Below are 26861 nucleotides of genomic sequence, written 5' to 3'. Positions count from 1 at the left end.
GACACCAACATGGGCAAACAATTCCCAGCCATTGAAGACAATCATCGTGCCTTCATTCAAAAACAGCATATGTTCTTCGTTGGTACGGCGGCCGAAGACGGGCGCGTGAATATCTCACCAAAAGGTATGGATTCACTGCGTGTTCTGGGACCCAACCGTATTGTTTGGCGCAACCTGACGGGCAGCGGCAATGAAACCGCTGGTCACCTGCTAAAGGTCAATCGCATGACCCTTATGTGGTGTGGTTTTGAAAAACAGCCCATGATTATGCGCGCCTATGGCACCGCGCGAACGCTGCATGAAACAGACGGCGATTTTGCGGAACTGAATGCGCTTTTCCCAGCGCACACCGGTGCACGGCAGGTCTATGAGATGGCTGTTGAGATGCTTCAGACTTCCTGTGGTTTTGCGGTGCCGTTTTACGATCATGTGGGTGATCGTGACGTTCTCACCAAATGGGCCGAAGGCAAAGGGCGAGAAGGGGTTCGCGATTATTGGACGGACCGCAACCAAACGACAATTGACGGCATGCCCACTAACACGCCGGCTAAACCGCAGTAAAATATCGTGAATTTAGAAGACGCCCTGACTGAACTTCGTGCGTTGGCCGAACCTGGCCGCGCGGAACAAATGGCCGCCTATCACAAGCAAAAGCGAGACGTGATTGGCATTCCAAACCCTGACATCAACGATCTGACAAAGACTTGGCGTCAGACCCTCACTGTCGAAGAACGCGTAAGCCTCGCCTCTGAGCTGTGGGCCACGGACATTTTTGAGGGCCGATTGGCGGCCTCCAAACTCTTGACGCAAGCCCGCCTCCGCCCTGATGAAGACGCATGGACCCTAATTCAGTCATGGGTGCCGGATTTTGACAGTTGGGCCATTGCCGATCACGCCTGCATGGCTGGCCAAAAACGTCTTGTTGCCGATCCTAGCCGCTTAGACCAAGTCGAAGGTTGGACCACGTCAGATCACATGTGGACCCGTCGCGCGGCGCTTGTCATCACCCTGCCCTGGACCAAACAGAACCACCCAAAACCGCACGAGCTTCAAGCCCGGGACCGCGTTCTAGGGTGGGCAGCGTCATATGTGGACGACCACGATTGGTTCATTCAAAAGGCGGTTGCATGGTGGATCAGAGATCTATCGCGCCATGACGCAGCGCGTTCTCAGGCATTTCTGGATGAATTTGGCGCACGACTGAAGCCGTTTGCGCGCAAAGAAGCGGCACGGCATTTGTCAAACTAACCGCCAAAGACCTGCAATTTCGGGAAACCCGTCAGCGGCGCATCAATTGCGCGCATCGCCTCAAGCGAAATCAAACTGCCACCGGTTTCTGGCCCATCGATTGGGATGAGCCGTACCGCCAATTGCTTCGCTCCAAAGACGATGGCGCCGGATTGTTCGACGCGCACCAACGGAGTCTTAAGCCAGCGTCCAGGCTCGGTGGCATCAAGTGTTGCGACGGTCTCTCCCAAAGCACCAATGCGCGGAACACCGCCACTGGTGGCGGCACCAACCGATGCATCGTTAGGGCGCAAAACGGGTCTCACCTCCCCTAACTCATCAACTTCAGCCGCGACCGCAGCATCATCTGGTTCTTGAGAAAGAAACCCATCGCCACAGCCAGCAACCATGCAAGTTACGCAAAGACACAGGAAATTTACGCGCAAAACTCACCTCCCATGACGCAATTGGCCTTGTAGAAGGCCGCTCGTCTTCCTAAAACTTACACATGACAGTCAAGTTGATCGACCCTTTCCAGCGCAGCATTGACTATCTGCGTGTGTCCGTTACAGACCGATGCGACTTTCGCTGCACCTATTGCATGTCTGAGGACATGACGTTTCTGCCCAAGAAAGACCTGCTGACACTGGAAGAGCTGGACCGGCTCTGCTCCACCTTCGTGCGTCTTGGGGTCGAGAAATTGCGCATCACGGGCGGAGAGCCTTTGGTGCGGCGCGATATCATGACTTTCTTCAAAGCCATGGGGCGGCATCTTGAGGCGGGAACGCTGAAAGAACTAACGCTGACAACCAATGGCAGCCAGTTGCACCGTTTTGCCGATGAGCTGTACAGCTACGGTGTGCGTCGTGTGAATGTCTCGCTGGATACTTTGGACGCAGATAAGTTCAAATCCATCACCCGCTGGGGCAAACTGGAAAGCACCCTTCGCGGCATTGATGCGGCTCAGAAGGCTGGCATTCGCGTCAAACTGAACGCGGTGGCGCTGAAAGGTTTCAACGAGTCAGAAATGCTCGACATCACCAAATGGTGCGCTGAGCGGGACATGGACCTGACTTGGATCGAAGTCATGCCGATGGGCGATCTGGGCAACGAAGACCGGCTAGATCAGTATTGGTCCCTGAAAGATCTCCGCCGTGAATTGGCGCAACATTACACAATGACGGAGCTCGCCGAACGCACCGGCGGTCCGGCGCGGTATGTTCGACTGGAAGAGACCGGCCAAAAGATCGGCTTTATCACGCCCCTCACCCATAATTTCTGCGAAAGCTGCAACCGCGTGCGTTTGACCTGCACGGGCGAGCTATACATGTGCCTTGGTCAAGAAGACATGGCCGACCTGATAACCCCGCTACGCGCAAGTGAAAGCGATACATTGGTGGAAGAGGCCATCCACCAAGCCATTGGGCGCAAGCCGAAGGGGCATGACTTTGATTATTCTCGTCAGATCGTGGGCGGCCAAATGTCCCGGCATATGAGCCATACGGGGGGCTGAGTCCGCTCCGGTTTAGGCTGAGGTCTGATATTTAAAGTGTTTCGTCAGTTCGGCGCCCCAAGCATGGGTCATATGTTCGGTATTGCATCGGACCGAGATTTTATCGCGTCAAACCCTGTCCTTAAATTTAGCAAAGACTAACTTGTGGCGGCATACGGCTTTCGCAGATCGCATCCAACCCAAAGGGACGCATAGTCGAAACTCTCATCGCTGTTTCTCAAGATCGTTCGAAGGTTATTCTGCAGCCTTAGTTTATGGTCATGTGGGTGGAGTGACACCCGAAGCAGCCGGTTGTTTGATGCGCGCGTTGAAAAACCGTTGAACACAGTTAGTGCCAATGCGCGTACCGCGGTATCCGCTTCAAACCCAACTAAGGGCAGAGACACACGTTCGCCGCTCTGAGGAAAACGCACACCTCTCAGCGTTTCGACCATACGGAACCCAGTTTCGGCCAAAGCCTTTTCGGTGATCTCTCCAAGCGCCCATGCGGGTGGTACGTAAAGTTCGGGCCGATTAAAACCGTTGTCTTCAAACCAGTTCCCAGAGCGTATCATTAGCTTTGCGATCTCACCGGACGTCAAGCAGAGATGTTCCGCAACATCACGCGATAGCAGGACGCTGTGCAGTTGATGCTTCAAAGTCGAAATGGTCTCACATTTATGATGCCAGCCGTGCGCCGCAAGCTCATACCCTTCTTCCTGCCATTGGCGGATCTGTTCAATTTGCGACGATGACCAGCTTAGACCCGGCACCACAAGTAAAGTCACCTTTTCAACACCAAGGTGACGGCAAATCTGCAGCTGCTCGGCCACTTCGCCCATCGTATCGGGCATCACATCGTGGATTGAGACAAGCGTTTTCATAGAGTTTCCCGCGCGTCAGCGATCATATGAACGCGCTGCATCTTGGAACAGTTCCAGCCATTCATCGACCGCTTGACTGTTGAAGTCCTGCACCGCATCCCAGCTTTGGCGTGCTTTTTGTAACCGCTCGGCCGCAGGCATAATTTGCATATCCTGCAGGACTTTGGGCAAGCTGCCATTCTCCGGAACAACAAAAATCCCTTTTGCCAGCGCTGGCCACTCGGCAATCCCGCAGCCAGAACTTGCAATCACGTATCGCTCACGCGCCAAGGCTTCAAGCGCAACAGTGCCAAAGGTTTCATAGGCAGAAGGCAGGATCAAAACATCAGCGGAGTCGACTTCTTCCAGAACACCTGATCTGGGCAGCCAACCTCGATAGGTTAAGTTTTCGCAAGACTCTGCCGCGGTTTCGACATCCTCCCGTAAAGGGCCGTCGCCAACAATCGTAAAATGCGTGTTGGGTGACATGCGCGCTGTCGTCAAGAGATCCGCGATGCCCTTTTCTTTGGCCAAACGCCCGACAAAGATTGCGCGCGTTGCACGTTCTTCAAGCGGTTGAATGGGTTTGGACAGAAACGACTGACTCAGCGGGGTCGCCATCACCCGCACATTGCGTGCTCCGATCCGCTTTGCAGCCTCTCCCGCACCATCATGCATGACACCAACGGCAACCGCTTGTTTGCAGAGCCATCGGTTCACCAGATCAAGAGCCATGCGCAGTGGTTTTGCGATCAGTTTGGGCCAATAGATCGACAAAATATGATCAAAGTCGGTGTGGTTCACCACGACCAAAGGGATCTGCCGCTTGCGAGCATAAGCAACTGCAAAAAACGTAAATGGTCCAAGGGACGGCACAACAATCAAAGTTGGTTGCACTTGATCCAGACGCTTCTGGATTTCTTTCCGGCTTGGCCAAGCAAGTCTCTGAGTTTTGTCACCCGGCATTGGCAAAGCAAACCGTTCCAGTGTGTGATCAGGCAGTCTACTCGGGGAAATCAACGCGATCTCGTCAACGACCGGCTCAATCTGTGCCAGCAGATCTTGATAAAATGTCCCAACACCATTGCGCCCAGAAATCGCATCTGAAACAACCGCGACCCGCAGGTTTGATACGTCACTTAGGTGGTTAACAAAGTCAACCACCGTTGCAGCTCTTTGCGATGCATCGCGCGCTTTAAAGGATCGACTTATCTTGGGTGTGGGTGTTTGAATGTTCATAGCTGGCTCATTCAACCTTTCGAGGGGCAGGTGGCAGAACCGCGCCCAAGGTCAGTAGGTTGCAACCCAAACTCGTTCAGAGAATAGGCATGTTTCGATTTGTAAGAACGTGATGCCAAGAGCAGTTGATGCAGGTGCGTCGCGTCTTCTTCGTTCCGAGGCGGAATTTGAAGTTGTTGATAAATGTCTTCGATGACCTTCTCAGGCGAGCTGACAAGCAATTGAAAATCCACATCAGCGTAACGCAGGCCAAGGTAATGCTTATACGCCGTTAGGCGTTCCTGATAATCCGCCAAAAGCTCTGAGAATTGAGCAATGATCCACGGATCTTTAGCAGTGCAGCCAAAAAATCTGAGCCCCCCATCGATTGAACTCAGCTGAGATGGAACGACCTTTGCAAGATCGCGATGTGTTCCGATAAACTCCGCATCGGGAAATTCCTCTGCCAAGTCAGACACCCATGTGGTGAAACTTGGGTTTTTTGAAAGGAGCCGGAACTCTTCACCACGAAAGGCCAGGTGACGTTTCACAAGGCCTCGATAGGCGTTTAAGAGCCTCTGTTTTTTTGCAAGGGGCAGCGACGAGAAATCACCGATCGCCCAAGTGTTTTTCGCGTATGGAAAGACGAGAAAGCGCAAAAAGCAGCCGTCAAAGGGAAGCAAACCCAAATAGTCCTCTTCCGGGTCAGTCAGGCGCGTTGGGTGGATATCGTCAAAACTGGATATGAGACGATCCTGCGCCCAATTTAGAATTTTCTGCACTGGACCACCCAAAGCTGCGTCAATTTTAGAAGCGCCGCTAAACAGGTATTTTTGGCAAAGGGCGGGGGCAAAAATCAGCTCCCATAACGGCATGGACGTAAACCGCTCTGAATGGCTGGCCATCATGCGATGCACTGTTGTCGTTCCGCTCCGCGGCAGACCGACAATGAAAAGTGGCTTACTTACTTCTACATGCTTGAGGCGCGGAAATAAGATGACGTCGATGATGAACGCCAGGCGATGAATGAGAAGGATCATCAGAATGACCGGCAGGAGGAGGCACTTAGTGACTATTCCCAGAACCCGGATCTTCTTTTGTTCGGGTGGCACCCACATTGCCTTATGCCCCTTGGCGCTGTCCGTTGCCGAACGCGGGCCTAAATGGTTCTGATGAAGGAGCGTCTTGCGATCCCGCAGGTTCAGAGCGCCACCGATACAGCTCAATGCGTCCGTTTTGATCTTCGGTCAGAGCCGTAAGGCTATCCACCCAATCTCCGCAATTCGCGTAGGTCATGTCGCCATGCCTGCGAACCACTGGCCGATGGGAATGTCCGCAGATAACCCCGTTTGCGCCGGCTTCTTTTGCTGTCGCAATCAAAAGGGTTTCAAAGCGTTCCCCCATGGCCATCATTCCATTGAAAAGATCAATCAGCCGCTTAAAAACTTTCTTCTGAGAATTGTCTCGACCACGTGTGATCCTGTTATCCAATCCTCGCAGAAACGCATCTAGTCGGCTTCCAAGCAAAGTCATGACGTGCCAGCGTAAAAAACGTCGATCCGCCTGGTCTCCGTGTAGAACCAAATAGGTCTTATTGTCCGCAGCCTCGTGTAAAACGGTCTCGCAAAACTCGGCTTCAGGCAGGTATTTTCGAACGGTATCTTCCGCGAGCCGATCATGGTTGCCGACCAGATAGATCAGCCGCGCTCCGTCATTTGAGAAACGGTTAAGTTCGGCAACAATCTCGTTGTGAACGCTGCTCCAATGCACTTTGCCAACATGCCACAAGTCAAAAATGTCGCCGACAAGGTAGACAGTCTCCGCTCGACAGCTCTTGAGAAAATCTAGGATATCCTGAGCTTCGCTACACCGGGCTCCTAAGTGAAGATCGGAGACAAACAGTGTCCGGTGATGCTCAATTTGTTTTCGGTTCGAATAACGATCTGACATACCTACGACTCCGGTCGAGTTCTACCGGGTAATCGCAATATCTTGTGTCGGTTTCATGACACCTGCACAGATGTGCACGCTTGGTGATGCCATCTTTTTGGGTTGAACGCGGTCTCTTCAATGTGACGAATGAAACATATTGGCCAATTACCAATACCAGAAAGATAGGCTCCTGTGCACATCCCTCTATTGAGGGCTAGGCGGCAGGTGGTCCTCCTTCAGGTTTAAAACCACCATTCGCTGCAACGTGGTCAAAATGGCCGTAGGATCAAAACCAAGAATTGACCATCACCCTTTCAAAGGCATCCGCTGCTCCGCCATTTCAGCCCACCAAGAACATCCCGCCGGAATGATCTCGTCGCTGAAATTGTATTTCGGATGGTGTACATTGGCGGTGTCCCCATTGCCCACCAAAATATAGGCGCCCGGACGCTCTTCTAGCATGTAAGCGAAATCCTCGGCCCCCATGACCAAAGGCGCATCATCGCATTGGCCTGACACTGATCGCGCAACATCCGCAGCAAAGCCCGTTTCCGCCTCATGGTTCACCATCACGGGATACCCGCGCATATAGTTGATATCGGCCTCGCCTCCGAAGCTCTCACATTGCAGCGTGCAGATTGCTTTGATGCGCTCTTCGGCCAATGCGCGCATCTCGTTGCTCATAGTGCGCACGGTGCCCTTGATGGTCACACTTTGAGGGATCACGTTGAACGCGTTGGAGCTAGTCTCAAAAGACGTCACAGAAACAACCAATTGATCTACTGGGTCCGCATTGCGGCTGGCGATGGTCTGTAAGGCAAGAACCACGTGGCTTGCCATAACGGTTGGATCAATGCCTTCATGCGGTTTAGCCGCATGAGCTCCCTTCCCTATCAATTTGATTTCAAAGAGATCTGTCGCTGCAAAGAATGCACCCGGCCGGATTGCAAACTGCCCCGCGGGCTGGCCCGGCCAATTGTGCATGCCATAGACTTCTTGGATGCCAAACCGCTCCATCATGCCGTCTTCGCACATCTCGCGACCGCCGCCGCCGCCCTCTTCCGCGGGCTGAAAGATGACCACCACGGTGCCATCAAAGTTGCGGGTTTCTGAAAGGTATTTCGCAGCCCCCAAAAGCATAGCGGTATGCCCATCATGTCCACAAGCATGCATCGCGCCTTCAGTTTTGGACGCATAGGCAAGACCCGTTTCTTCATGGATTGGCAGCGCGTCCATATCGGCGCGCAAGCCCACCACCTTTCCAGAACCGCTTTCTCGGCCTTTGATGACCCCCACAACGCCGGTGCGACCAATCCCCGTGACCACCTCGTCACATTCAAATTCTTTGAGCTTCTCAGCAACCAACGCAGCGGTGCGGTGCGTTTCAAACAGAATCTCAGGATGGGCGTGAATGTCCTGCCGCCACGCAGTGATTTCCGGCAGAAGCTCGGCAAAACGGTTTTTGATGGGCATGAGGGTCTCCTGATCGTGCCTATTGGCAGAGCTCTTTCAAAAGGTTTTGCATGAACGACTGCCCGGCCACAAGCTGGGAAATCTCTAGGTATTCATTAGGTTGATGGGCTTGAGCAATGTCGCCGGGGCCGCAGACGACGACAGAATAGCCCGCGTCTTGGAACTGGCCGCCTTCAGTGGCGTAGCTGACCACGTTCGATGAATTGTCACCGGTCAAACGGCGTGCCAGCGCTTCCGCTTCACCATCGATCTCAGGCACCAATGCGGGCACGTTAAACCCTTCTACCAGGTCGATTCCCGTGCTCGGCACAATCGCCTGCATTTCTGCTTCCACCTCGGCCACACGCTGCAGAAATGCTTCTTTCCAAGCGTTCATGTCATCTCCGGGCACGGTGCGGAAATCCAGCTCGAACCGGCAATCCTTGGCGGTGATATTATGGGCATTGCCGCCTTCGATCATGCCCACATGAACAGTGGTAAACGGGGGATCAAAAACGGCGTCAACATCGCGGGGCTCCGCGGCCTGGCCTTCCGCGTTCTTCATATTGGCCCATTCAATCAGCTTGGCCCCGGACATGATGGCGCTGACCCCCTTGTGCAGCATCGACGAATGCACCTCGTGCCCCTTCAAATGGACCTTATAAGACGCTGTACCCTTGTGACCCGTGACCGCTTTCATCATGGAGGGTTCGCCAACGATGACCGCGCTGGCTTTTGGTAGTGCATCACCCATGGCCGCAATCATGGCCGGTGCCCCAACGCAGCCGATTTCTTCGTCATAGCTGAGTGCCAACTGTAAGGGCCTCGTGATGCCCGCATATTGTGCTTCGACTAATGCCCAGATTGCCAAAGCGTCAAAGCCTTTCATGTCGCAGGATCCACGCCCGTAAAGCCGTCCATTTTTCTCTGTCAGAACAAAGGGATCCGTGTCCCAAGGCTGGCCAACGACGGGCACCACATCTGTGTGTCCTGACAAAACCACACCGCCATCGACCTCAGGACCAACATGGGCAAACAATGCGGCTTTCTTACCGGTAGGGTCGTAGTGGCGCTGTGCCTTGATCCCATGGCCTTCCAGATAGCCTTCCAGCCAATCGACCAAAGGCAGATTGCTTTCGGAACTGACCGTCGGAAAGCTCACCAGCTTTTCCAATAGCTCGCGTGGAGACAGGCGCGTTGCCATTTGCGTCATGGGACACCTCATGCTTACTCGGGACTCTAGTGCTGAGACCGAGGCAATCCAAGAGGTGCTAGTGCATCCGAGCCCTGATTTTGCGCACCATGTACCAAACTGCCCCGACAACAGGCAGGGTCAGCATCGCAAGGAGCATACCCTTGGAAATCCCCACGGTTTCGGTGAGTGGATAGAACAGGTAGCCCGCCAAAGAGACCGCGTAGTAACTGATTGCCACGACGGACAGACCCTCGACCGTTTCTTGCAAGCGCAACGCCATATCCGAACGGCGGTCCATGCTTTCCAAAAGCTTCTGGTTCTGGGCCGAACGAGCGACGTCAACCTTGGTCCGCAACAACTCCCCTGCCCGCATTGCACGATCAGCAAGGGATTGCAGCCGCGCATCTGTGGACCCTACGGTCCGCATCGCAGGCTCATAGCGGCGCATCATGAATTCCGCAAAGGTCTGTCGCGACTCGCACCGTTCTTCACGCAGCACATCGATGCGCTGATCAACGATCGCTTTATATGCCTTTGTGGCACCAAACCGGAACGATGCTTTTGCAGAGAGCCCTTCAAGCTGTGCAGAAATCCCAAGCAACTCATTTAATGCATCTTCTGCTTCCACATCACTGATTTCGCCAATCAAACTGGTCAGCCGCGGCTCAATACGTGCCATCTCCGCCGCCATTTCTTGGGACCGTGTGAAGCCGAGCATGGACATGGATTTGTAGGTTTCGATTTCACATAAGCGTTGCACGACGCGGCCAATCCGTTGGCGCCCGGTGCCCTCTGATGGGAAGACCGCAAATCTTAGATGCCCGGCAGGGTCGATACGAAAGTCACCAGCAATGATCGCTGAGTCATCAAGAACCGTGCTGACCGCCAAACTCTCTGGCACAAACCAATCTTTCAGAAGCGCGACTGTTTCGTCCCTGCTTGGTCGCGGAACGATCCGCACTAATGCTGATGTGAACCGCACCCCTGGCGCTTGTGCGAGCCAATCATCTGGGAAGGCCTCAAATTCTACCGGATCGAATGCACGATCAGACAGTTTGTTAGAGAAAATCGTGTAGGTCACAAACTCCGTGTGCTGTTCCCACTTCAACTGATTGCGGCCAAGCGCGCCTTGATAGTGGGTTGCCCCCGGCTCTGGGTGTGGCGCGCCGAAATGATCCAGCAGCTTTGTCAGGTGCAGGAAGTCTTCGCCACGATCTCGAGCAGCAGCATCATCGGGCCGTTTGATCGCCAAGAACGTTGCTGTTGCAGGCGCAGTCAAAGACGGGAAAGGTCTGGCGTGCAATTCATTGGAAAGCGCAAAGCGTCTGGGGTGATCTGCAATTGGAGTCATAGCGGTCCCTTTCGATACGCCACCCTAGCCAAACACGCTCTTTAGTCAATAAGTTATTTAATATCAGTCACTTAATGGAATACAAACGTATACCAAGCAAGGAGCGCTGTACCAATTTATGTTATAGTAAAGTCCGTTACGCAAATTGGGCGCTTCTCTAAGCGCCCAACATTGATCCGATTTCACCAATTGCGTTACGCCGCTTTGGCTGCAAACTCTGCGATCCGCCGACCATAGGCCTTCGCCGAAGTCATATCACCCGCGCTTGCGCCCTGTTCCGGTGAGGCATCAGCGGGCGCGACTGCCAAGGCACCGCCGCTTCCGCCCAACCGGTTCGCGTCGCTGGCTGTGCTTTCCAGGCTGTTGGCCGGCATCTGCGCCAGCGGCACCCAAAGCATACCGTGTTGGCCTGCTAGGGTTTTGAAATAGTTGATGGTCTCGCCTTTGTCGCCCACAAGGCTTGCCGAGGTCGTGAAGCCCCCTGCGAATTTGTCGGCCCAAGCTGCAGTGAACCAACGCTTAGAGCTGTCGTCAGCAAAACGTTTAAACTGCCAAGCCGCGTTCCCCATATAGGTCGGGGAGCCGAAAACGATGGCATCCGCAGCGTCAGCGGCTTCCCACAGTTCATCAGACACAACCCCATCTTCCGGGATTGCCCAAAGGCGAGCGTCAGCAAGGTCCGAGGCCCCTTCTAATACCGCTTCCGCTTGTTTCACTGTGTGGCCGTAGCCTGAAAAATAGATGATTTCGATCCGTGCCATTGCACTCTCCTGTGTGTTGTCACAAAGGATATGCAGCCTTTACTTTCTTTTTGTAAGTAATTACCTTTTTGTAACCAGTTACGAAAAAGAAAGAGACTTTATGGCGAGTAACGGATGCCCCGTTGACCCTTTGCTTCGGACGATCACCGGGCGTTGGACCACACATATTCTCTGGCTTTTATACACCGAAGGCGAGCTTCGCTTCGGTGAGCTGATGGGGCTGATGCCTGACATCTCGGCAAAAGTCCTGACAGACCGCCTGCGCATGTTGGAGCGCAACGGCATAGTCTTACGCACACAGAAACAGACCATCCCACCACAAGTAAGCTATGAGCTGACCAAGCAAGGCCAAGACCTGCATGTGGTCGTGAGGGCGCTCAACACCGTAGCTGTGGAATGGCAAGCCCTTGGCTGGGAACCAGACAAAGGATTTCCAGCTTTAGAAGCTGCAGAATAAACAAAAAAGCCCCGCCAATTTGGCGGGGCTTTTGTTTTCGTAATTGAAAGCGCTTAGCTGATCAGGGTCAGCAGCGTGTCCAAGGACGCTTTCGCATCACCATAGAACATGCGGGTGTTCTCTTTATAGAACAGCGGGTTCTCGATGCCGGAGTAACCGGTACCTTGACCACGTTTGGAGACAAACACCTGCTTCGCTTTCCAGCATTCCAGAACCGGCATGCCCGCGATTGGGGAGTTCGGATCTTCTTGTGCTGCCGGGTTCACGATGTCGTTGGAACCAATAACAATCGCCACGTCTGTCTCTGGGAAATCATCATTGATTTCATCCATTTCCAACACGATGTCATATGGCACCTTCGCTTCAGCAAGCAGAACGTTCATGTGACCTGGAAGACGACCTGCAACCGGGTGGATTGCAAAGCGTACTTCTTTGCCCTTCGCACGTAGACGACGGGTCAGTTCAGCAACGTTCTGCTGCGCTTGCGCAACCGCCATACCGTAGCCCGGTATGATCACAACGCTGTCCGCTTCTTCCAAGGCTGTCGCAACACCATCAGCGTCAATCGCCACCTGCTCGCCTTCCACTTCCATCGCAGGGCCTTTGGCATCGCCAAAGCCACCGAGGATCACGGAAACGAAGGAACGGTTCATCGCCTTACACATGATGTAGGACAGGATCGCACCGGAAGAACCAACCAGCGCACCGACAACAATCAGAAGGTCGTTGCCAAGGGAGAAACCAATCGCTGCCGCTGCCCAACCGGAATAGGAGTTCAGCATAGACACAACAACCGGCATATCCGCGCCACCAATACCCATGATCAGGTGGTAGCCGATAAACAACGCCGCCGCTGTCAGGATCAGCAAAGGCAACATCGCGCCTGAGTTCAGGTACCAGATGAGGCAGAGCAGTGAGAGACCCGCCGCCGCCGCATTCAGGATATGGCCACCAGGCAGCTTTTTAGCCGCAGAGGTCACCTTGCCTGCAAGCTTGCCATAGGCAATGACAGAGCCCGTGAAAGTCACAGCACCAATCCAGATACCCAGCGCCAGCTCGATCTTCAGGATACCAATCTCGATTGGCTCTTTCTTATAAACCAGCTTCGCGAATGTACCGTCTACCGCGTCGCCAGCTGCTTTCGCCGCTTCCACGAGATTGATGGTCATTTCCGCGTTAAAGCCAACAAAGACCGCTGCTAGGCCAACAAGGGAGTGCATCGCCGCAACCAGCTGAGGCATCTCGGTCATTTGCACGCGCTGCGCCACAAAGTAACCGATGGTACCACCGGCACCGATCAGCATCAGGGACAGCAGCCACAGGCCGGAACCCGGACCAACAAGCGTTGCGAAAACCGCAATCGCCATGCCGACAATGCCATACCAAACCGCGCGTTTCGCGCTTTCTTGTCCAGACAAACCACCCAAAGAGAGGATGAACAGAACGCCTGCGACCACGTAGGCCGCCATAGTGAATGTATTTTCCATGTGTCCTGCTCCTCTTTAAGATTTCTGGAACATGGCGAGCATGCGCCGGGTGACGAGGAAGCCACCGAAAATGTTGATACCGGCCATAAAGACCGAGAGAGCCGCCAGCAAAATCACAAGGAAACCACCGGATCCGATCTGGATCAGAGCACCAAGAATGATGATGGAAGAAATCGCGTTGGTCACAGCCATCAGCGGTGTGTGCAGGGAATGCGCCACGTTCCAGATGACCTGGAAGCCGATGAAGACCGACAGAACAAACACGATAAAGTGCTGCATAAAGCTTGCTGGCATGTTCGGGATAAGACCCACGCCCATGATCAGCGCTGCACCAATCGCCAGCAGTGTAACCTGCTGCTTTGTTTGCGCTTTAAAGGCTGCTGCCTCTTCTGCTTTCTTTTCCTCAGGCGTCAGCTCTTTGACTTCTGCCTTCGGCTGCGCCGCAATCGCCGCCACTTTTGGTGGTGGTGGTGGGAAGGTGATCTCACCTTCAAAGGTCACGGTTGCGCCGCGGATCACATCGTCTTCCATGTCATGGTTGATCTGACCGTCTTTTTCGGGGGTCAGGTCAGTCATCATGTGACGGATGTTGGTCGCGTAAAGGCTAGAGGACTGAGCCGCCATACGGGATGGGAAGTCCGTGTAACCGATGATGGTCACGCCATTCTCAGTCACGATCTTCTCGTCAGCGACGGTCAGCTTACAGTTGCCGCCCTTCTCTGCTGCGAGGTCCACAATGACGGAACCCGGCTTCATCGCTTCGACCATGTCTTTGGTCCAAAGCTCTGGCGCTTCGCGGTTCGGGATCAAAGCTGTGGTGATGACAATGTCGATATCCGGCGCAATTTCGCGGAATTTCGCAAGCTGTGCATTGCGGAATTCTTCGGATTGAACAGATGCGTAACCACCGGTGGAGGCGCCATCGGTGCCTTCTTCTTCAAAGTCCAGATAAACGAACTCTGCACCCATGGATTCAACTTGCTCGGCCACTTCTGGACGCACGTCAAATGCGTAGGTGATCGCGCCAAGAGAGGTAGAGGTACCAATCGCCGCCAGACCCGCAACACCGGCCCCGACAACCAGTACTTTCGCAGGCGGAACTTTACCCGCCGCGGTGATCTGACCGGTAAAGAACCGACCATAGTTGTTACCCGCTTCAATAACAGCACGGTAACCAGCGATGTTGGCCATGGAAGACAGAGCGTCCATCTTCTGAGCACGAGAGATACGCGGCACCATTTCCATGGCAATCACGTTCGCGCCTTTGGCTTTCGCCGCTTCCATACCGTCTTCATTCGCACCTGGATTGAAGAAAGAGATCAGCGTTTTGCCTTTGGTCAGGCGCTTCAGCTCGGTTTCATCCGGCTGACGAACCTTTGCAACGATATCTACGCCCTTCCAAAGCGAAGCTGGGGTTTTGATAATTTCCACCCCTGCGGCTTCATAATCCGCATCCGCAAAGCCCGCAGCAACGCCGGCACCTTTTTCGATCGCACATTCATAACCAAGCTTTTGCAGCTGCTTGGCGGAGTCCGGAGTCATCGCAACACGCGCTTCCCCCGAAAAAATCTCCTTTGGCGTTCCGATTTTCACGTTTCCAGTCCCCCTATTCAGAACTTTCAGTTTCCCCTTAACGGTCTTTGCCGCTTGGGTGATGATTTACTAAGCACGTCGCCTTTCCACAAGCCAATGTCGCTTTTACGCGTCCTTGAGTCACACAACCAATTCGGACGTTTGTGAACGCGACAGTCTTTGCACAATCTGAAGGCAAATCGACATTCAATGACACTAGAATCCTCTAAGGAATTCTAAATCCATGTGAAAAAGGCCCTTATTTTTATGAGCTCAAGAGCCTCCGAGTAATGAAATTTCCTCCTCGATTATTCTTTACTCAAGCCGCTCAATTGACAATCTTTCAGCACGCATTTTTAGCATATTCCGACATGCGCGATCCAGTTCGCAGAGGCAGCATGCGTAGTTCTACGGATAAGGCAATCCGTTCCGCTGCGTCGCCGCATTTAATCACCTTGGCCCGAATTTTAGATGACGGCGCGTCCAGTTTTCCAGTTAGCAGTGCAATGGCAGCAATCTATTTCTTATTTGTAACACCCCCCAATTTGCATAAGTTACCCCAATGAACAGAGAAGAGTTTAACGCCTATTGTGGCGAAAAAGTCGCAACATCTCATGTCGTTCAATGGGGAAACTCAGATGTTTGGAAAGTCGGCGGCAAGGTCTTCGCCATTTGCGGATGGGCTGAAGAGCGCGATGCTTTCACATTCAAAGTGACCCCTTTGGCCTTTGAAGTGCTCGGCGATCAGCCGGGCATTCGGCCTGCGCCTTACTTGGCGTCGCGTGGGATGAAATGGCTTCAGCACTACGACACGCCGGGACTATCCGATGCAGAGCTCAAGACACATTTGGATGTGTCTTATGACTTGGTCGCTGCGGGACTCTCAAAGAAGAAGCGTATCGAACTCGGCATTCCCGAGCCAAAAACAAGCTAGGCGCAGAGCTGCTTTACATCGAAGGGCTGTTTTTGATCCGCCCAATCTTTTGCTGCTTGGCCAAAGGCCGTGAAGAGCGGTCGGCTGACAGGGTCATTGGCCGCATTCCATTCCGGGTGCCATTGAACAGAAAGGGTGAACCCTGCGGCCCCTTCCACGTAGGTCGCTTCTGGAGTGCCATCGGGCGCGTGGCCGTCGATCTCGATTTTGTCGCCAGCGCGCTTAATCCCCTGACCATGCAAGGTATTGGTCATGACTTTGTCTGACTCCATCAACCCGTGAAAAACGCCGCCACTGGTGAATGTCACCTCGTGGCGCAGCTCAAACTTCTCTTCCAAAGTACCATCCGGCGGCATGCGGTGGTTTGTGCGTCCGGGCAGATCGCGGATTTCCGGATAAAGCGAGCCCCCCATGGCCACGTTCACTTCTTGAAAGCCACGGCAAATCCCTAAGAACGGCTGCCCTTTTTCAACGCAAGCGCGCACCAACGGAAGCACGATCGCATCGCGCGCCTGGTCGAACTCGCCATGGGCCTCGGTGGCGTCTTCGCCATATTCATTGGGGTGCACATTGGGCCGTCCGCCCGTCAGCAGAAAACCATCACAGGTTTCCATCAGTTCGTGCACAGACACCAAACGCGGATCTGCTGGGATCAAAAGCGGCATACAGCCCGCGACCCCAGCAATGGCCTCGGAATTCATCTTACCCCCGGCATGCACCGGATACTCTTCGTTTTGCAGATATTGGTTGCCAATAATACCAATGACAGGTCGTTTCATCGCGCGTTGATCCTTTCGCAAGGATCAACTTATGCAAGGAAACGCCCGTTGCCAAAGGCAAAATGCGCGCAAGCTGTTGTGCAGTTCTGCACTAGAACCAAACTGCCGCTAAGTTAGGCTTCGCCTTCCAGCCCAGCGCCCGCGATCCCAGCAAGGCCTGCTTCGGCGTCATTGTCAGAGGTATCCCCTGTCACGCCAACTGCACCGATGATGGCGCCTTTTTTGTCGCGTACCAGCAAGCCACCGGGCACTGGCACAACTTGGCCACCAAACAAACCGTTCATTGCATCCATAAAATAGGCTTGCTGTTCCGCCCGTGCCATCTGTGCTTTGCCCGCCATCCCGAGCATTACAGCGCCATAGGCTTTGCCTTGTGCAATCGCAAACCGACCCGGTGAAGCTCCGTCTTCGCGTTCAAAGGCAATCACATGACCACCCGCATCCAAAACCACAACCGAAAGTGGTTTGAGCTCCATCTCCGAGCCCTTCTCTAGGGTTTTTCGGATGATAGAGCGCGCTTTGCGCAAGTTGATGTCTGCCATGATTGCCTCCCGGGGCTACTATTTTATTCTACTCGTATGACTGCATCTTATAGTCCAGATGCGCTCGCACCATAGGCCATTCCGATGCAATTATGGAATAGGCAGCGGTATCGCGCACCGTTCCGTTCCTCATCACCATATGGGATCGCAGTACCCCATCGAGTTTTGCCCCTAGCCTTTCAATGGCCCGTCGGCTTTGCACATTCATCACATGGGTGCGGAATTCCACACAGTTACAGCCCAGCGCATCAAACGCATGCGACAGCATCAACCGTTTACATTCGGTATTGAGAGGGCTGCGTTGCACTGCTTTCCGGTACCATGTGCTACCAATCTCTAGCCTTTTGTCCTTTTGGGCGCAGTTCATATACGTCGTCATGCCCACCGCGCGACCAGACGCGCGTTCGATGATGGCGAAAGCAAGCATGTTGGCCTGCGCAATCCGGCGATCAATTTCGGCGGACATCCCGTCCGCATCAGGTACGGTTGTGTACCAGAGCTTATGAAGCTCGCCATCACCCGTCGCCTTAACCAGATCATCGTGGTGGTCCTGAGTGAGAGGCTCTAGCCGGACATATTGACCTTCTAGGGTGACTGGTTCTGGCCATTGAGACATGTGCAATTCGTTCTCTTCGTAATTTCGTTCTGTGTACTAGGTTGCCTTGAGCTCTAAGCGACGCGCATGAAGCACTGGTTCCGTATACCCGGAAGGTTGCGCCCTGCCCTTAAACACAAGATCACAGGCCGCTTGAAACGCAACACCCTCAAATCCCGGCGCCATAGGTTTGTAGTCTGGGTCATCTGCATTCTGCCTATCCACGACCGCAGCCATTTTCTGAAAGGCCGCCATGACCTCTTGCTGGCCGACAACCTCGTGATGCAGCCAGTTGGCAAGGTGCTGCGCACTGATACGGCAAGTGGCGCGGTCCTCCATTAGACCAACATTGTTTATGTCAGGTACTTTGGAACAGCCGATCCCCATATCCACCCAACGCACCACATAGCCAAGGATACCCTGAGCATTGTTTTCCACTTCGCGTTGGATGTCCTCTTCGGACCAATTGGCCCCATCAGCCAATGGGATCGCTAGGATACCATCGACAGAGGCACGTCGTCCTCCTGCCTTAAGCTCATCCTGACGGGCAAGCACATCTACCTTGTGGTAATGCAGCGCATGCAGCGTCGCCGCGGTGGGGCTTGGGACCCAGGCACAGGTGGCACCAGATTGCGGATGCCCGATCTTTTGCTCAAGCATGGCTTCCATCATATCAGGCATCGCCCACATGCCTTTGCCGATTTGCGCTTTGCCTTTTAGGCCACATTCCAGACCGATATCCACATTCAGCGCTTCATAGGCACCAATCCATTCCTGCGCCTTGATATCGTCTTTGCGCAAGAATGGCCCTGCTTCCATAGAGGTGTGGATCTCATCCCCCGTGCGATCCAAGAAGCCTGTGTTGATGAATGCCACCCGAGATTTCGCCGCTCTGATACATTCTTTCAGGTTGACTGAAGTTCGGCGCTCTTCATCCATAATGCCGATCTTTACGGTGTGAGGCGGCAGATCGAGGATCTCTTCCACGGCATCAAAGATACGGTCGGCAAAAGCCACCTCATTTGGCCCATGCATCTTTGGTTTCACGATATAGACCGAACCATGCACCGAGTTCCCGCTATCACGCTGCAAGTCATGTTTCGCGATCAGGACTGTGGTGAGGGCGTCCAGCAGCCCCTCCATGATCTCATTGCCGTCCCGATCCAGCACCGTGGGATTGCTCATCAGGTGACCCACATTGCGGATCCAAAGCAACGCGCGACCTTTAAGGACGACTTTCTTTCCCTTTGGCGTATTGAATGTCAGATCATCATTAAGTTTGCGCGTTACTGTCTTGCCGCCCTTCTCAAAACTCGCCTCAAGATTGCCCTTCATCAGTCCAAGCCAATTGGAATAGGCCAGCACCTTGTCTTCGGCATCCACGCAGGCCACAGAGTCCTCGCAGTCCATAATCGCAGAGACCGCACTTTCGACGATCACATCTGCGATCCCCGCGGGGTCGGACTTACCCACCACACTGCTCGGATTGATCACAACGCGCAGGTGCAGGCCGTTCTTTTTGAAAAGCAGCTCAGAGAGGTCTTCGGTAATCCCGACGAATTGGCCCCCATCCATCAAAGGCGCACTGTTTTCGCCCGATACAGCAACAAACACCCCTTTGCGGAAGTCAAAGCCGGTGACATCGGCCCAAGCGATCCCATCAAAAGGCACAGCCTCATCTAGGTGAGCCTTCGCGGCAGCGACAACTTTTGCACCGCGCTTGTCGTCATAGTCCCCGGCACTCGGCGCATCGCCCAGCGCATCGGTTCCATATAATGCGTCATAGAGTGATCCCCACCGAGCATTGGCAGCATTCAACGCGTAGCGCGCATTGGTGATTGGAACCACCAACTGTGGCCCCGGCACAGTCGCGATTTCCGGATCAACGTTTTGCGTCTCGATCTGGAAGTCATCCCCTTCGGGCACAAGATATCCGATCTCTTGCAAGAAGGACTTGTATGCAACCGCATCATGATCCTGACCCTTGCGCTCCAAATGCCATGCATCAATCTGCTGCTGGATCTCTTCGCGCTCTTCCAAAAGCGCCCGGTTCTCAGGGCCGAACTCATGGGCCAGCTTTGAGAGCCCCGCCCAAAACGCTTCAGATGACACCCCGGTGCCCGGCAGAACTTTGGCCTCAATAAAGGCCGCATATTTCGCCGCAACTTGCATTCCGTGGATCTCAACACGTGCCATCTGTCTCTCCTGTCAGAATTTTTCTGGTTATGCTTACGCGGGCCTGATGGGAGACACAACGAATTGACGTCTGTCCCGCACCAATTCCGCTTGCAGCTCTGGCGTCACCCATTACACCTATTCAACGACATTTAAGCCGGAGCTACCCTATGCGCGACGCCGCCCCTCAGACCATTTACTTAAAAGACTATACACCCTTTGGGTATGTGATCGACTCGGTGCAGTTGACGTTCAAGCTCCACCCCACTGAAACGCGCGTGCTTTCAAAAATTGCGTTTCGCCCAAATCCAGAGGCCACAGACCGGACCTTCTTCTTACATGGGGAAGAACTAAAGCTGATTTCTGCTACGATTGACGGCAAAGAGGTGTCTCCCTCCGTTACCGACGAAGGCCTAACTGTGGACGCTCCAGATGCGCCCTTCACGTGGGAAGCAGAGGTCGAGATTTCGCCGTCCACCAATACGGCTCTTGAAGGGCTTTATATGTCGAATGGCATGTATTGCACCCAATGCGAAGCGGAGGGCTTTCGCAAGATCACCTATTACCCGGACCGCCCTGATGTGATGGCGACCTTTGATGTGCGCATTGAAGGTTCTGAAAAGGTATTGCTGTCCAATGGCAACCCCGGAGCATCGGGCGAAGGCTTTGCGGAATGGTCTGACCCTTGGAAAAAGCCGGCCTATCTCTTTGCATTGGTAGCGGGGGATTTGATCAATCACCCTGACAGCTTCACCACCCGCACCGGCACAGATGTCGAGCTGAATATTTGGGTGCGTCCCGGCGATGAAGACAAATGCGCCTTTGGCATGCAGGCGCTGAAAGATTCCATGAAATGGGACGAAGATGTCTATGGCCGGGAATATGACCTCGACATATTCAACATCGTCGCCGTGGATGACTTCAATATGGGCGCGATGGAGAATAAGGGGCTGAACATTTTCAACTCCTCCTGTGTCCTCGCCTCTCAAGCCACGTCAACCGATGCAGACTTTGAGCGTATCGAGGCGATCATCGCGCACGAGTATTTTCACAATTGGACCGGCAACCGTATCACCTGCCGCGATTGGTTCCAGCTGTGTTTGAAAGAAGGCCTGACTGTTTTCCGCGACGCGCAGTTTACTTCAGATATGCGTTCCGAGCCGGTCAAGCGTATTGATGACGTGATTGCCTTGCGCGCCCGTCAGTTCCCAGAGGATCAGGGGCCACTCTCGCATCCAGTGCGTCCGGAAGAATTCCAAGAGATCAACAACTTCTACACGGCGACCGTCTATGAAAAGGGTGCTGAGGTCATTGGCATGCTCAAGACCCTTGTGGGTCATGACGCTTACTACAAAGCGTTGGACCTTTACTTTGAGCGCCATGATGGCGATGCGGCTACGATTGAAGACTGGATTCAGGTGTTTGAGGACAGTACGGGGCGTGATCTTCAGCAGTTCAAACGCTGGTACAGCCAGTCCGGCACGCCGAAAGTGTCCGTGAAAGAAGAGTGGGATGCTGAGAATGGCATTTTTACCCTGCACTTTTCTCAATCCACCGCGCCAACACCGGGTCAGGACATCAAAGACCCACGCGTGATCCCCATCGCGCTGGGCCTGCTCGCGCCGGGCGGGAAAGAGACGCACCCTACGCATGTTATTGAACTGACACACGCAGAGCAAAGCCTGACCTTTGATGGCTTGGACGCGCGTCCTGTGCCATCCCTGCTCCGAGGTTTCTCAGCGCCAGTGATTTTGGAACAAGAGATCGACAACGACCGCCGGGCGTTTCTTTTGGCTAATGACACGGACCCATTCAACCGATGGGAAGCAGGCGGCGACCTCGCCCGCGACACGTTGATCAACATGATCCTTAAGGATGCTGCCCCAAGCCCTGCCTATTTGCATGGTCTGCGTCGTGTCGTAACGGATGAAAGCTTGGACCCAGCCTATCGCGGACTGATGATACAACATCCGAGTGAAACAGAGCTCGCTGGAACATTGTCAGACATGGGTGAAATCCCGGACCCAACAAAGATCCATATCGCCTCACGTGCATTGCTGGCTGCGAAAGCGGAAACACTGTCAGATATTCTGCCCGCCCTTTATGCGGACAATCAACCTACAGGTGCCTATAAACCTGACGCAGAAGGCAGCGGGAAACGCGATCTGGCCAATGCCGCGATGTCATTGATGGCAAAACTCGGTGATCTGTCTCACGCAAAAGCGCAGTTTGCATCTGCTGACAATATGACCCAGCAATTCGAAGCCTTGGCTGTATTGGTCCGCGAGGGTCAGGGTGCTGAGGCCGTAAAAGCCTTTTATGATCAATGGAAAGAGGACCGATTGGTCATCAACAAATGGTTCGGCTTGCAAATCTCTCTGGCTGAGCCTGAAGACGCGGCGAAAGTGACTGAGGCGCTCACTCAACATCCAGACTTTGATATGAAAAACCCGAACCGGTTCCGCGCAACGCTTGGGGCGCTGGCGGGCAACCATGCAGGGTTCCATCATGAAAGCGGTGCCGGATATGCGCTACTCGCCGATTGGTTGATCAAACTTGACCCGCTGAACCCGCAAACCACGGCTCGGATGTGCACCGCTTTCCAAACTTGGAAACGGTATGACGCAGGGCGGCAAGCGCTGATTAAGGCGCAGCTTGAGCGTATTTTGGCGACACCAAACTTGAGTCGCGACACGAACGAGATGATCTCACGTATCCTTGGCTGACTCGCGGAATACGCGCGTTAACCCCACGTTAACTGTACCCGTATTGGGAACAATTCCCGTTCAAACATGGCAATAGGCGGCACTTCACCGCCAATTGCCCCATTCCCGCCGATATTGCGAACCCCTTGGCGCGCAATGGACCGGGACTTTCCCCCCAGACGCCCCTTTCGTGCCCAAATTGGCCATCACAAAGGCTCCAAGAACGACGGAGCGCGAAATGAAATTCGATTTTTCCAAACCGGTGTTGCAGAAGCCACGCCTTCCAGAGCCTCTCAAGGCAATGTTGCGTAAATTCTCAACCCCAACGGATTCCGCGCCTTTGGCTTTCCTGCCAGATGCGGACCTGTCTGAGGAAGACTTGATTGATCGCGTTAAAATCCCTGTGAACAATGCCACAATGCGCCTAAAGGCCGACAATGAAGTGCGCGAGAATGCGCAGTTCTTGGCCCGTCAGGAACGTTGGGACTCCTTGAGCGAACGTATTCGCATGGCAGACCAGACCCGCGACACCACATTACAGGGTACTCCCGTTGTTGACCTTATGCTGTTTGGCGCACGCGCCGATGTGGTCAGTGCGGCTGAACATGCGTTGCTACATGGTCGCCCTGCGAAAGGATCAAACTTCTTTGACGGCATTGAAGATTTCGAGATGGTGCTGTCTGAGAACCCAGATGATTACGCCATCGCGTTGATCGTCGCCCATATGCATATTGATATCGGTTGGGCATGGCGCGGAACGGTTTCTGAGGCGGACCTACAAGACGCAAACCGCGAGGCCTTCTTGGCCCATTTCACGCGTGCTGGAGAGATCCTGGATGGTTTTTGCGCCCATGAGCTGGGCTCTCCTGCACTGACGGCTGCGCGCTGCGCTCTGCTACCGGGCACTGAACACCCGGGCGACCGCATTGCTGACGACTTTGAAGATCTTATCGACCTGGACCCCGAAAACCCCCGCCATATGCGTGCCCTAGGCACATATATGCTGCCGCAGTGGTATGGAGATCTACCTGCACTCGATCTGCAAGCCCGCCGTACAGCTGCACGCACTTTCGACCTTTGGGGCGCAGGGGCCTACACATGGGTTTGGTTTGACGCGATCTTGGCGGATCCAAATGGCTTGGAACATATCGACATCGACTATTTTGTAGATGGTGTGCATGACATTTTGGAACGCCAACCAGATCAGGCCACCGCCAACCTTTTGGCGGCGCAGATCTATTGCGCATGGCAAGCAGCACGTCAGCGTTACCGTGATTCAGGAAATGGATCCGCGCAACTGGCAAGCCTGCGCGCGGCGTTTGAAACTGTGATCCACAAATCATTGCGCGAAGTGCACCCACTGATTTGGGGCCATGCAGAGATGGGTTTTGACAATGGCGTGCGCAGTGTTTCCCTAGAGCGCCTTGCCCAAAAGGGCCGTGCCTTTGCAATGAATGCGGTGGCGCAGCCATTCATGAAAGGTCTGGAACAGGGGCTGACCATTCATTTTGGTCCAGACGGGATTACGGAAATTCAACCGTAGGAAGCGTGCCCGCACGCATTGCTGCGAACCATTTCACCAGACATCGGGGCGTGGGATCTTGCACCCTAAGTTCCTGCTGTCATTGAGTTGTGGTAAAGCAATGCTAGTCGCCTCGCATGCACAATTCTTTAATCCTATCATTCGACCTAGATCATACTTTGTTTGATTTTGATCGGACCCTTCACGAGGCGCTGTCCTTGGTGGCAGAACATATTTCTCGACACAGTGAACGCTGTGTCAATGCGCAGGACCTGCAAGACAAAAGGAATGCACTGGCGCAAACCTCTCAGGGACAGTCGATGTCGCTCTTGGAGCTTCGCAAATGGTCGTTTTCTTTCTTCCTGAAGGAACACGCAGAAGCAGATACTCTGATCAGAGAAGCGATGGCGATTTTCACAGACATTCGATTTGGGCGAATGCACCTGTATCCTGATGCCTTATCAGTTCTTATTGCGCTTGGGGAACAAAATCGTTTGGTAGCTGTTACAAACGGAAACACCAATCCCGAGAAGACCCCTTTGGCCGGCCTATTTGAACAAGTCATTTTCGCTGAAGACTGCGGTTACCGGAAACCAGATCGCGAAATTTTCGCTTTCATGATGCAGCGAATGGAATGTCCAACAGCACGCTCAGTCCTTCATATCGGGGATTCCCTGATTGCCGACATTGACGGAGGCAATCATGCTGGTTTCTCGACCGTTTGGTACAACCCTGATGGGACGCCAAACCATTCATCAATAGAGCCAACCTATGAAATAAGAACGCTGAAGGGCCTTTTGGAGATTGTCGAGAAGCATCGAACATCGTTTATGAACGCCTGAGGCGGGCGACTACCTCTTGCCCCTGCCCCCGCCCTGTCCTAGAACGCCATCTGATACGAGACATTGGAGCTACGGCAGATGCTGGACCTGACATTTGAGACCCCAAAACCAAAAGTCATCGCAGGCGCGAAACATGACTGGGAACTGGTCATCGGGATGGAAGTGCACGCCCAAGTCAGCTCGAATGCGAAACTCTTCTCTGGGGCATCCACAAAATTTGGTGCAGAGCCAAATGCCAACGTGTCTTTCGTTGATGCGGCCATGCCGGGCATGTTGCCTGTGATCAACGAATACTGCGTCGAACAAGCAGTGCGCACAGGTTTGGGCCTGAAAGCCGACATCAACCTGAAGTCAGCTTTTGACCGTAAGAACTATTTCTACCCGGATCTGCCGCAGGGCTACCAGATTTCTCAGCTTTATCACCCAATCGTGGGTGAAGGCGAAATCATCGTGGACATGGGTCCCGGTGTGGCGCGCAAAGTGCGTGTTGAGCGTATCCACCTAGAACAAGACGCTGGTAAATCCGTGCACGACATGGACCCGAACATGTCATTCGTGGACCTGAACCGCACCGGTGTTGCGTTGATGGAAATCGTCTCTCGTCCAGACATCCGTGGCCCAGAAGAAGCAGCGGCCTATGTGACCAAACTGCGCCAGATTCTGCGCTATCTGGGTACCTGTGATGGCAATATGCAAAACGGCAACCTGCGCGCGGACGTCAACGTGTCGATCTGCCGTCCGGGTCAGTATGAAAAATACATGGAAACGCAGGACTTCTCTCATCTCGGCACCCGCTGTGAGATCAAGAACATGAACTCCATGCGCTTTATCCAAGCGGCGATTGAATATGAGGCGCGCCGTCAGATCGCGATTGTGGAAGCCGGTGGCGAAGTCGATCAGGAAACCCGCCTGTATGATGCAGACAAGAACGAAACTCGGTCTATGCGTTCCAAGGAAGAAGCGCATGATTATCGCTATTTTCCTGATCCAGACCTGCTGCCGTTGGAAATAGAGCAAGCTTGGGTCGATGACATTGCGGCGTCTTTGCCAGAGCTGCCAGACGAGAAAAAAGCACGCTTTGTGAATGACTTCGGTCTCTCGGAATATGACGCCTCTGTTTTGACCGCAGAAGCGCGCGATGCAGAATTCTTTGAAGCAGTTGTTGCAGATGCCAAGGACGGCAAACTGGCAGCGAACTGGGTCATTAACGAATTGTTTGGTCGCCTGAAGAAAGACGACAAAACCGTCAAAGACTGCCCAATCAGCCCGGCGCGTTTGGCCCAGATCATCAATCTGATCAAATCAGACACAATTTCCGGCAAGATCGCGAAAGAAGTCTTTGAAATCGCCTACACACAGGATCGCGACCCAGAAGAGATCGTTGAGACAGAGGGTATGAAGCAGGTGACAGACACCGGCGCCATTGAAGCGGCATTGGATGAAATCATCGCCGCCAACCCGGCTCAGGTCGAAAAAGCCAAAGAGAACCCGAAACTGGCGGGTTGGTTTGTTGGTCAAGTGATGAAAGCCACGGGCGGCAAGGCGAACCCGAAAGCGGTGAACCAATTGGTGGCGCAGAAGCTCAAGGGCTAAGCAGCTTTCCATTCTTGAATTTCGGGCGGACCTTCGGGTCCACCTTTTTTGTTCCCGAAAGGCGCGACCTCGGCGCAACAGTTTGGCCAGAGAGCACAACCTGTGGATAAATCCCCAGACATTGTGGATAAAATCCGGTATGCTTGTCCAAAAAAAGAGGCAGACGC

At 53.8% G+C, this 26861-nt stretch carries 24 protein-coding genes; 9 read left to right on the top strand and 15 right to left on the bottom strand.

Annotated elements, in window-relative coordinates:
- The first annotated feature begins 9 nt into the window (after nt 1-9).
- Both TA5113_RS13190 and TA5113_RS13185 read left to right on the top strand, forming a co-directional pair.
- On the top strand, nt 10-561 hold the full coding sequence (locus TA5113_RS13190) for a pyridoxamine 5'-phosphate oxidase family protein (protein ID WP_058314420.1): 552 nt from the start codon (nt 10-12) through the stop codon (nt 559-561).
- Between the two features lie 6 nt (nt 562-567).
- Nucleotides 568-1248: a DNA alkylation repair protein gene (locus tag TA5113_RS13185; RefSeq protein WP_058314421.1), complete on the top strand. Its 681-nt coding sequence runs from the start codon at nt 568-570 to the stop codon at nt 1246-1248.
- On the opposite strand, the gene TA5113_RS13180 is transcribed toward TA5113_RS13185, so the two are convergent.
- Nucleotides 1245-1673, bottom strand: coding sequence for a hypothetical protein (locus TA5113_RS13180; RefSeq protein ID WP_131726407.1), 429 nt, complete (start codon nt 1671-1673; stop codon nt 1245-1247). The genes TA5113_RS13185 and TA5113_RS13180 overlap by 4 nt on opposite strands.
- Before the next feature lie 62 nt (nt 1674-1735).
- Between TA5113_RS13180 and moaA the strand changes: the two genes are divergently transcribed.
- Nucleotides 1736-2740 (top strand): GTP 3',8-cyclase MoaA, encoded by a 1005-nt coding sequence (gene moaA, locus TA5113_RS13175; RefSeq protein WP_058314423.1) that lies wholly within the window; start codon nt 1736-1738, stop codon nt 2738-2740.
- A 137-nt stretch (nt 2741-2877) separates the two neighbouring features.
- On the opposite strand, the gene TA5113_RS13170 is transcribed toward moaA, so the two are convergent.
- The 8 genes from TA5113_RS13170 to TA5113_RS13135 all read right to left on the bottom strand — a co-directional run bounded on the left by TA5113_RS13170 (nt 2878) and on the right by TA5113_RS13135 (nt 11491).
- On the bottom strand, nt 2878-3603 hold the full coding sequence (locus tag TA5113_RS13170; RefSeq protein ID WP_058314424.1) for a polysaccharide deacetylase family protein: 726 nt from the start codon (nt 3601-3603) through the stop codon (nt 2878-2880).
- A gap of 15 nt (nt 3604-3618) precedes the next feature.
- The gene (locus TA5113_RS13165) at nt 3619-4746 is read right to left on the bottom strand and encodes a glycosyltransferase (RefSeq protein WP_058314425.1); all 1128 of its coding nucleotides are present in this window, start codon (nt 4744-4746) and stop codon (nt 3619-3621) included.
- An 86-nt stretch (nt 4747-4832) separates the two neighbouring features.
- Nucleotides 4833-5918, bottom strand: coding sequence for a sulfotransferase family protein (locus TA5113_RS13160; RefSeq protein WP_058316770.1), 1086 nt, complete (start codon nt 5916-5918; stop codon nt 4833-4835).
- Between the two features lie 4 nt (nt 5919-5922).
- Nucleotides 5923-6750 carry a UDP-2,3-diacylglucosamine diphosphatase gene (locus TA5113_RS13155; RefSeq protein ID WP_058314427.1) on the bottom strand — a complete coding sequence of 276 codons (828 nt, stop codon included), beginning with the start codon at nt 6748-6750 and terminating at the stop codon, nt 5923-5925.
- Between the two features lie 288 nt (nt 6751-7038).
- The gene (locus TA5113_RS13150) at nt 7039-8205 is read right to left on the bottom strand and encodes a M20 aminoacylase family protein (protein WP_058314428.1); all 1167 of its coding nucleotides are present in this window, start codon (nt 8203-8205) and stop codon (nt 7039-7041) included.
- Nucleotides 8206-8224: 19 nt separating this feature from the next.
- Nucleotides 8225-9388, bottom strand: coding sequence for an acetylornithine deacetylase (argE, locus tag TA5113_RS13145; protein WP_058314511.1), 1164 nt, complete (start codon nt 9386-9388; stop codon nt 8225-8227).
- A gap of 67 nt (nt 9389-9455) precedes the next feature.
- Nucleotides 9456-10730, bottom strand: coding sequence for a DUF3422 family protein (locus TA5113_RS13140; protein WP_058314429.1), 1275 nt, complete (start codon nt 10728-10730; stop codon nt 9456-9458).
- Between the two features lie 194 nt (nt 10731-10924).
- Nucleotides 10925-11491: a flavodoxin family protein gene (locus tag TA5113_RS13135; RefSeq protein WP_058314430.1), complete on the bottom strand. Its 567-nt coding sequence runs from the start codon at nt 11489-11491 to the stop codon at nt 10925-10927.
- 100 nt (nt 11492-11591) lie between these two features.
- On the opposite strand from TA5113_RS13135, the gene TA5113_RS13130 reads away from it, so the two are divergent.
- Nucleotides 11592-11948: a winged helix-turn-helix transcriptional regulator gene (locus TA5113_RS13130; protein ID WP_058314431.1), complete on the top strand. Its 357-nt coding sequence runs from the start codon at nt 11592-11594 to the stop codon at nt 11946-11948.
- 53 nt (nt 11949-12001) lie between these two features.
- On the opposite strand, the gene TA5113_RS13125 is transcribed toward TA5113_RS13130, so the two are convergent.
- On the bottom strand, nt 12002-13435 hold the full coding sequence (locus TA5113_RS13125) for an NAD(P)(+) transhydrogenase (Re/Si-specific) subunit beta (protein WP_058314432.1): 1434 nt from the start codon (nt 13433-13435) through the stop codon (nt 12002-12004).
- Nucleotides 13436-13450: 15 nt separating this feature from the next.
- Nucleotides 13451-15028, bottom strand: coding sequence for a Re/Si-specific NAD(P)(+) transhydrogenase subunit alpha (locus tag TA5113_RS13120; RefSeq protein WP_058314433.1), 1578 nt, complete (start codon nt 15026-15028; stop codon nt 13451-13453).
- Nucleotides 15029-15569: 541 nt separating this feature from the next.
- On the opposite strand from TA5113_RS13120, the gene TA5113_RS13115 reads away from it, so the two are divergent.
- Nucleotides 15570-15941, top strand: coding sequence for an MmcQ/YjbR family DNA-binding protein (locus tag TA5113_RS13115; protein WP_058314434.1), 372 nt, complete (start codon nt 15570-15572; stop codon nt 15939-15941).
- Here TA5113_RS13115 and TA5113_RS13110 read toward each other — a convergent pair.
- The 4 genes from TA5113_RS13110 to TA5113_RS13095 all read right to left on the bottom strand — a co-directional run bounded on the left by TA5113_RS13110 (nt 15938) and on the right by TA5113_RS13095 (nt 20053).
- A complete protein-coding gene (locus TA5113_RS13110) occupies nt 15938-16720 on the bottom strand; it encodes a gamma-glutamyl-gamma-aminobutyrate hydrolase family protein (protein WP_058314512.1) in 783 nt (260 codons plus the stop codon). The two genes, TA5113_RS13115 and TA5113_RS13110, sit on opposite strands and share 4 nt — an antisense overlap.
- A 113-nt stretch (nt 16721-16833) precedes the next feature.
- Nucleotides 16834-17262, bottom strand: a complete 429-nt coding sequence (locus tag TA5113_RS13105) for a GlcG/HbpS family heme-binding protein (protein ID WP_058314435.1) — start codon at nt 17260-17262, stop codon at nt 16834-16836.
- Nucleotides 17263-17290: 28 nt separating this feature from the next.
- A complete protein-coding gene (locus TA5113_RS13100) occupies nt 17291-17878 on the bottom strand; it encodes a GNAT family N-acetyltransferase (RefSeq protein ID WP_058314436.1) in 588 nt (195 codons plus the stop codon).
- A gap of 36 nt (nt 17879-17914) precedes the next feature.
- Nucleotides 17915-20053, bottom strand: a complete 2139-nt coding sequence (locus tag TA5113_RS13095) for a malate synthase G (protein WP_058314437.1) — start codon at nt 20051-20053, stop codon at nt 17915-17917.
- A 149-nt stretch (nt 20054-20202) separates the two neighbouring features.
- Between TA5113_RS13095 and pepN the strand changes: the two genes are divergently transcribed.
- The 4 genes from pepN to gatB all read left to right on the top strand — a co-directional run bounded on the left by pepN (nt 20203) and on the right by gatB (nt 26694).
- Nucleotides 20203-22758, top strand: coding sequence for an aminopeptidase N (pepN, locus tag TA5113_RS13090; RefSeq protein ID WP_058314438.1), 2556 nt, complete (start codon nt 20203-20205; stop codon nt 22756-22758).
- Nucleotides 22759-22975: 217 nt separating this feature from the next.
- Entirely contained in the window at nt 22976-24280 is a 1305-nt protein-coding gene (locus tag TA5113_RS13085; protein ID WP_058316769.1) for a hypothetical protein, read from the top strand.
- Nucleotides 24281-24396: 116 nt separating this feature from the next.
- A complete protein-coding gene (locus tag TA5113_RS13080) occupies nt 24397-25101 on the top strand; it encodes an HAD family hydrolase (protein ID WP_058314440.1) in 705 nt (234 codons plus the stop codon).
- 78 nt (nt 25102-25179) lie between these two features.
- Nucleotides 25180-26694 carry an Asp-tRNA(Asn)/Glu-tRNA(Gln) amidotransferase subunit GatB gene (gene gatB / locus TA5113_RS13075; RefSeq protein WP_058314441.1) on the top strand — a complete coding sequence of 505 codons (1515 nt, stop codon included), beginning with the start codon at nt 25180-25182 and terminating at the stop codon, nt 26692-26694.
- The last annotated feature ends 167 nt before the right edge of the window (nt 26695-26861 follow it).

The sequence above is a fragment of the Cognatishimia activa genome, assembly GCF_001458335.1.
Lineage (GTDB): Bacteria > Pseudomonadota > Alphaproteobacteria > Rhodobacterales > Rhodobacteraceae > Cognatishimia > Cognatishimia activa.
The sequence above is the reverse complement of the archived record's forward strand: the minus strand, read 5'-3'. Positions and strand labels throughout refer to the sequence as shown.

Excerpts from the sequence above, each read along its gene's own strand:
- TA5113_RS13190 (WP_058314420.1), top strand. The coding sequence starts at position 10 with ATGGGCAAACAATTCCCAGCCATTGAAGACAATCATCGTGCCTTCATT.
- TA5113_RS13170 (WP_058314424.1), bottom strand. The coding sequence starts at position 3,603 with ATGAAAACGCTTGTCTCAATCCACGATGTGATGCCCGATACGATGGGC.
- TA5113_RS13140 (WP_058314429.1), bottom strand. The coding sequence starts at position 10,730 with ATGACTCCAATTGCAGATCACCCCAGACGCTTTGCGCTTTCCAATGAA.
- gatB (WP_058314441.1), top strand. The coding sequence starts at position 25,180 with ATGCTGGACCTGACATTTGAGACCCCAAAACCAAAAGTCATCGCAGGC.
- TA5113_RS13105 (WP_058314435.1), bottom strand. The coding sequence starts at position 17,262 with ATGGCAGACATCAACTTGCGCAAAGCGCGCTCTATCATCCGAAAAACC.
- TA5113_RS13150 (WP_058314428.1), bottom strand. The coding sequence starts at position 8,205 with ATGCCCATCAAAAACCGTTTTGCCGAGCTTCTGCCGGAAATCACTGCG.
- TA5113_RS13135 (WP_058314430.1), bottom strand. The coding sequence starts at position 11,491 with ATGGCACGGATCGAAATCATCTATTTTTCAGGCTACGGCCACACAGTG.
- TA5113_RS13085 (WP_058316769.1), top strand. The coding sequence starts at position 22,976 with ATGAAATTCGATTTTTCCAAACCGGTGTTGCAGAAGCCACGCCTTCCA.
- TA5113_RS13155 (WP_058314427.1), bottom strand. The coding sequence starts at position 6,750 with ATGTCAGATCGTTATTCGAACCGAAAACAAATTGAGCATCACCGGACA.
- TA5113_RS13160 (WP_058316770.1), bottom strand. The coding sequence starts at position 5,918 with ATGTGGGTGCCACCCGAACAAAAGAAGATCCGGGTTCTGGGAATAGTC.
- argE (WP_058314511.1), bottom strand. The coding sequence starts at position 9,388 with ATGGCAACGCGCCTGTCTCCACGCGAGCTATTGGAAAAGCTGGTGAGC.
- TA5113_RS13125 (WP_058314432.1), bottom strand. The coding sequence starts at position 13,435 with ATGGAAAATACATTCACTATGGCGGCCTACGTGGTCGCAGGCGTTCTG.
- pepN (WP_058314438.1), top strand. The coding sequence starts at position 20,203 with ATGCGCGACGCCGCCCCTCAGACCATTTACTTAAAAGACTATACACCC.
- TA5113_RS13110 (WP_058314512.1), bottom strand. The coding sequence starts at position 16,720 with ATGAAACGACCTGTCATTGGTATTATTGGCAACCAATATCTGCAAAAC.
- moaA (WP_058314423.1), top strand. The coding sequence starts at position 1,736 with ATGACAGTCAAGTTGATCGACCCTTTCCAGCGCAGCATTGACTATCTG.
- TA5113_RS13080 (WP_058314440.1), top strand. The coding sequence starts at position 24,397 with ATGCACAATTCTTTAATCCTATCATTCGACCTAGATCATACTTTGTTT.
- TA5113_RS13100 (WP_058314436.1), bottom strand. The coding sequence starts at position 17,878 with ATGTCTCAATGGCCAGAACCAGTCACCCTAGAAGGTCAATATGTCCGG.
- TA5113_RS13115 (WP_058314434.1), top strand. The coding sequence starts at position 15,570 with ATGAACAGAGAAGAGTTTAACGCCTATTGTGGCGAAAAAGTCGCAACA.
- TA5113_RS13130 (WP_058314431.1), top strand. The coding sequence starts at position 11,592 with ATGGCGAGTAACGGATGCCCCGTTGACCCTTTGCTTCGGACGATCACC.
- TA5113_RS13095 (WP_058314437.1), bottom strand. The coding sequence starts at position 20,053 with ATGGCACGTGTTGAGATCCACGGAATGCAAGTTGCGGCGAAATATGCG.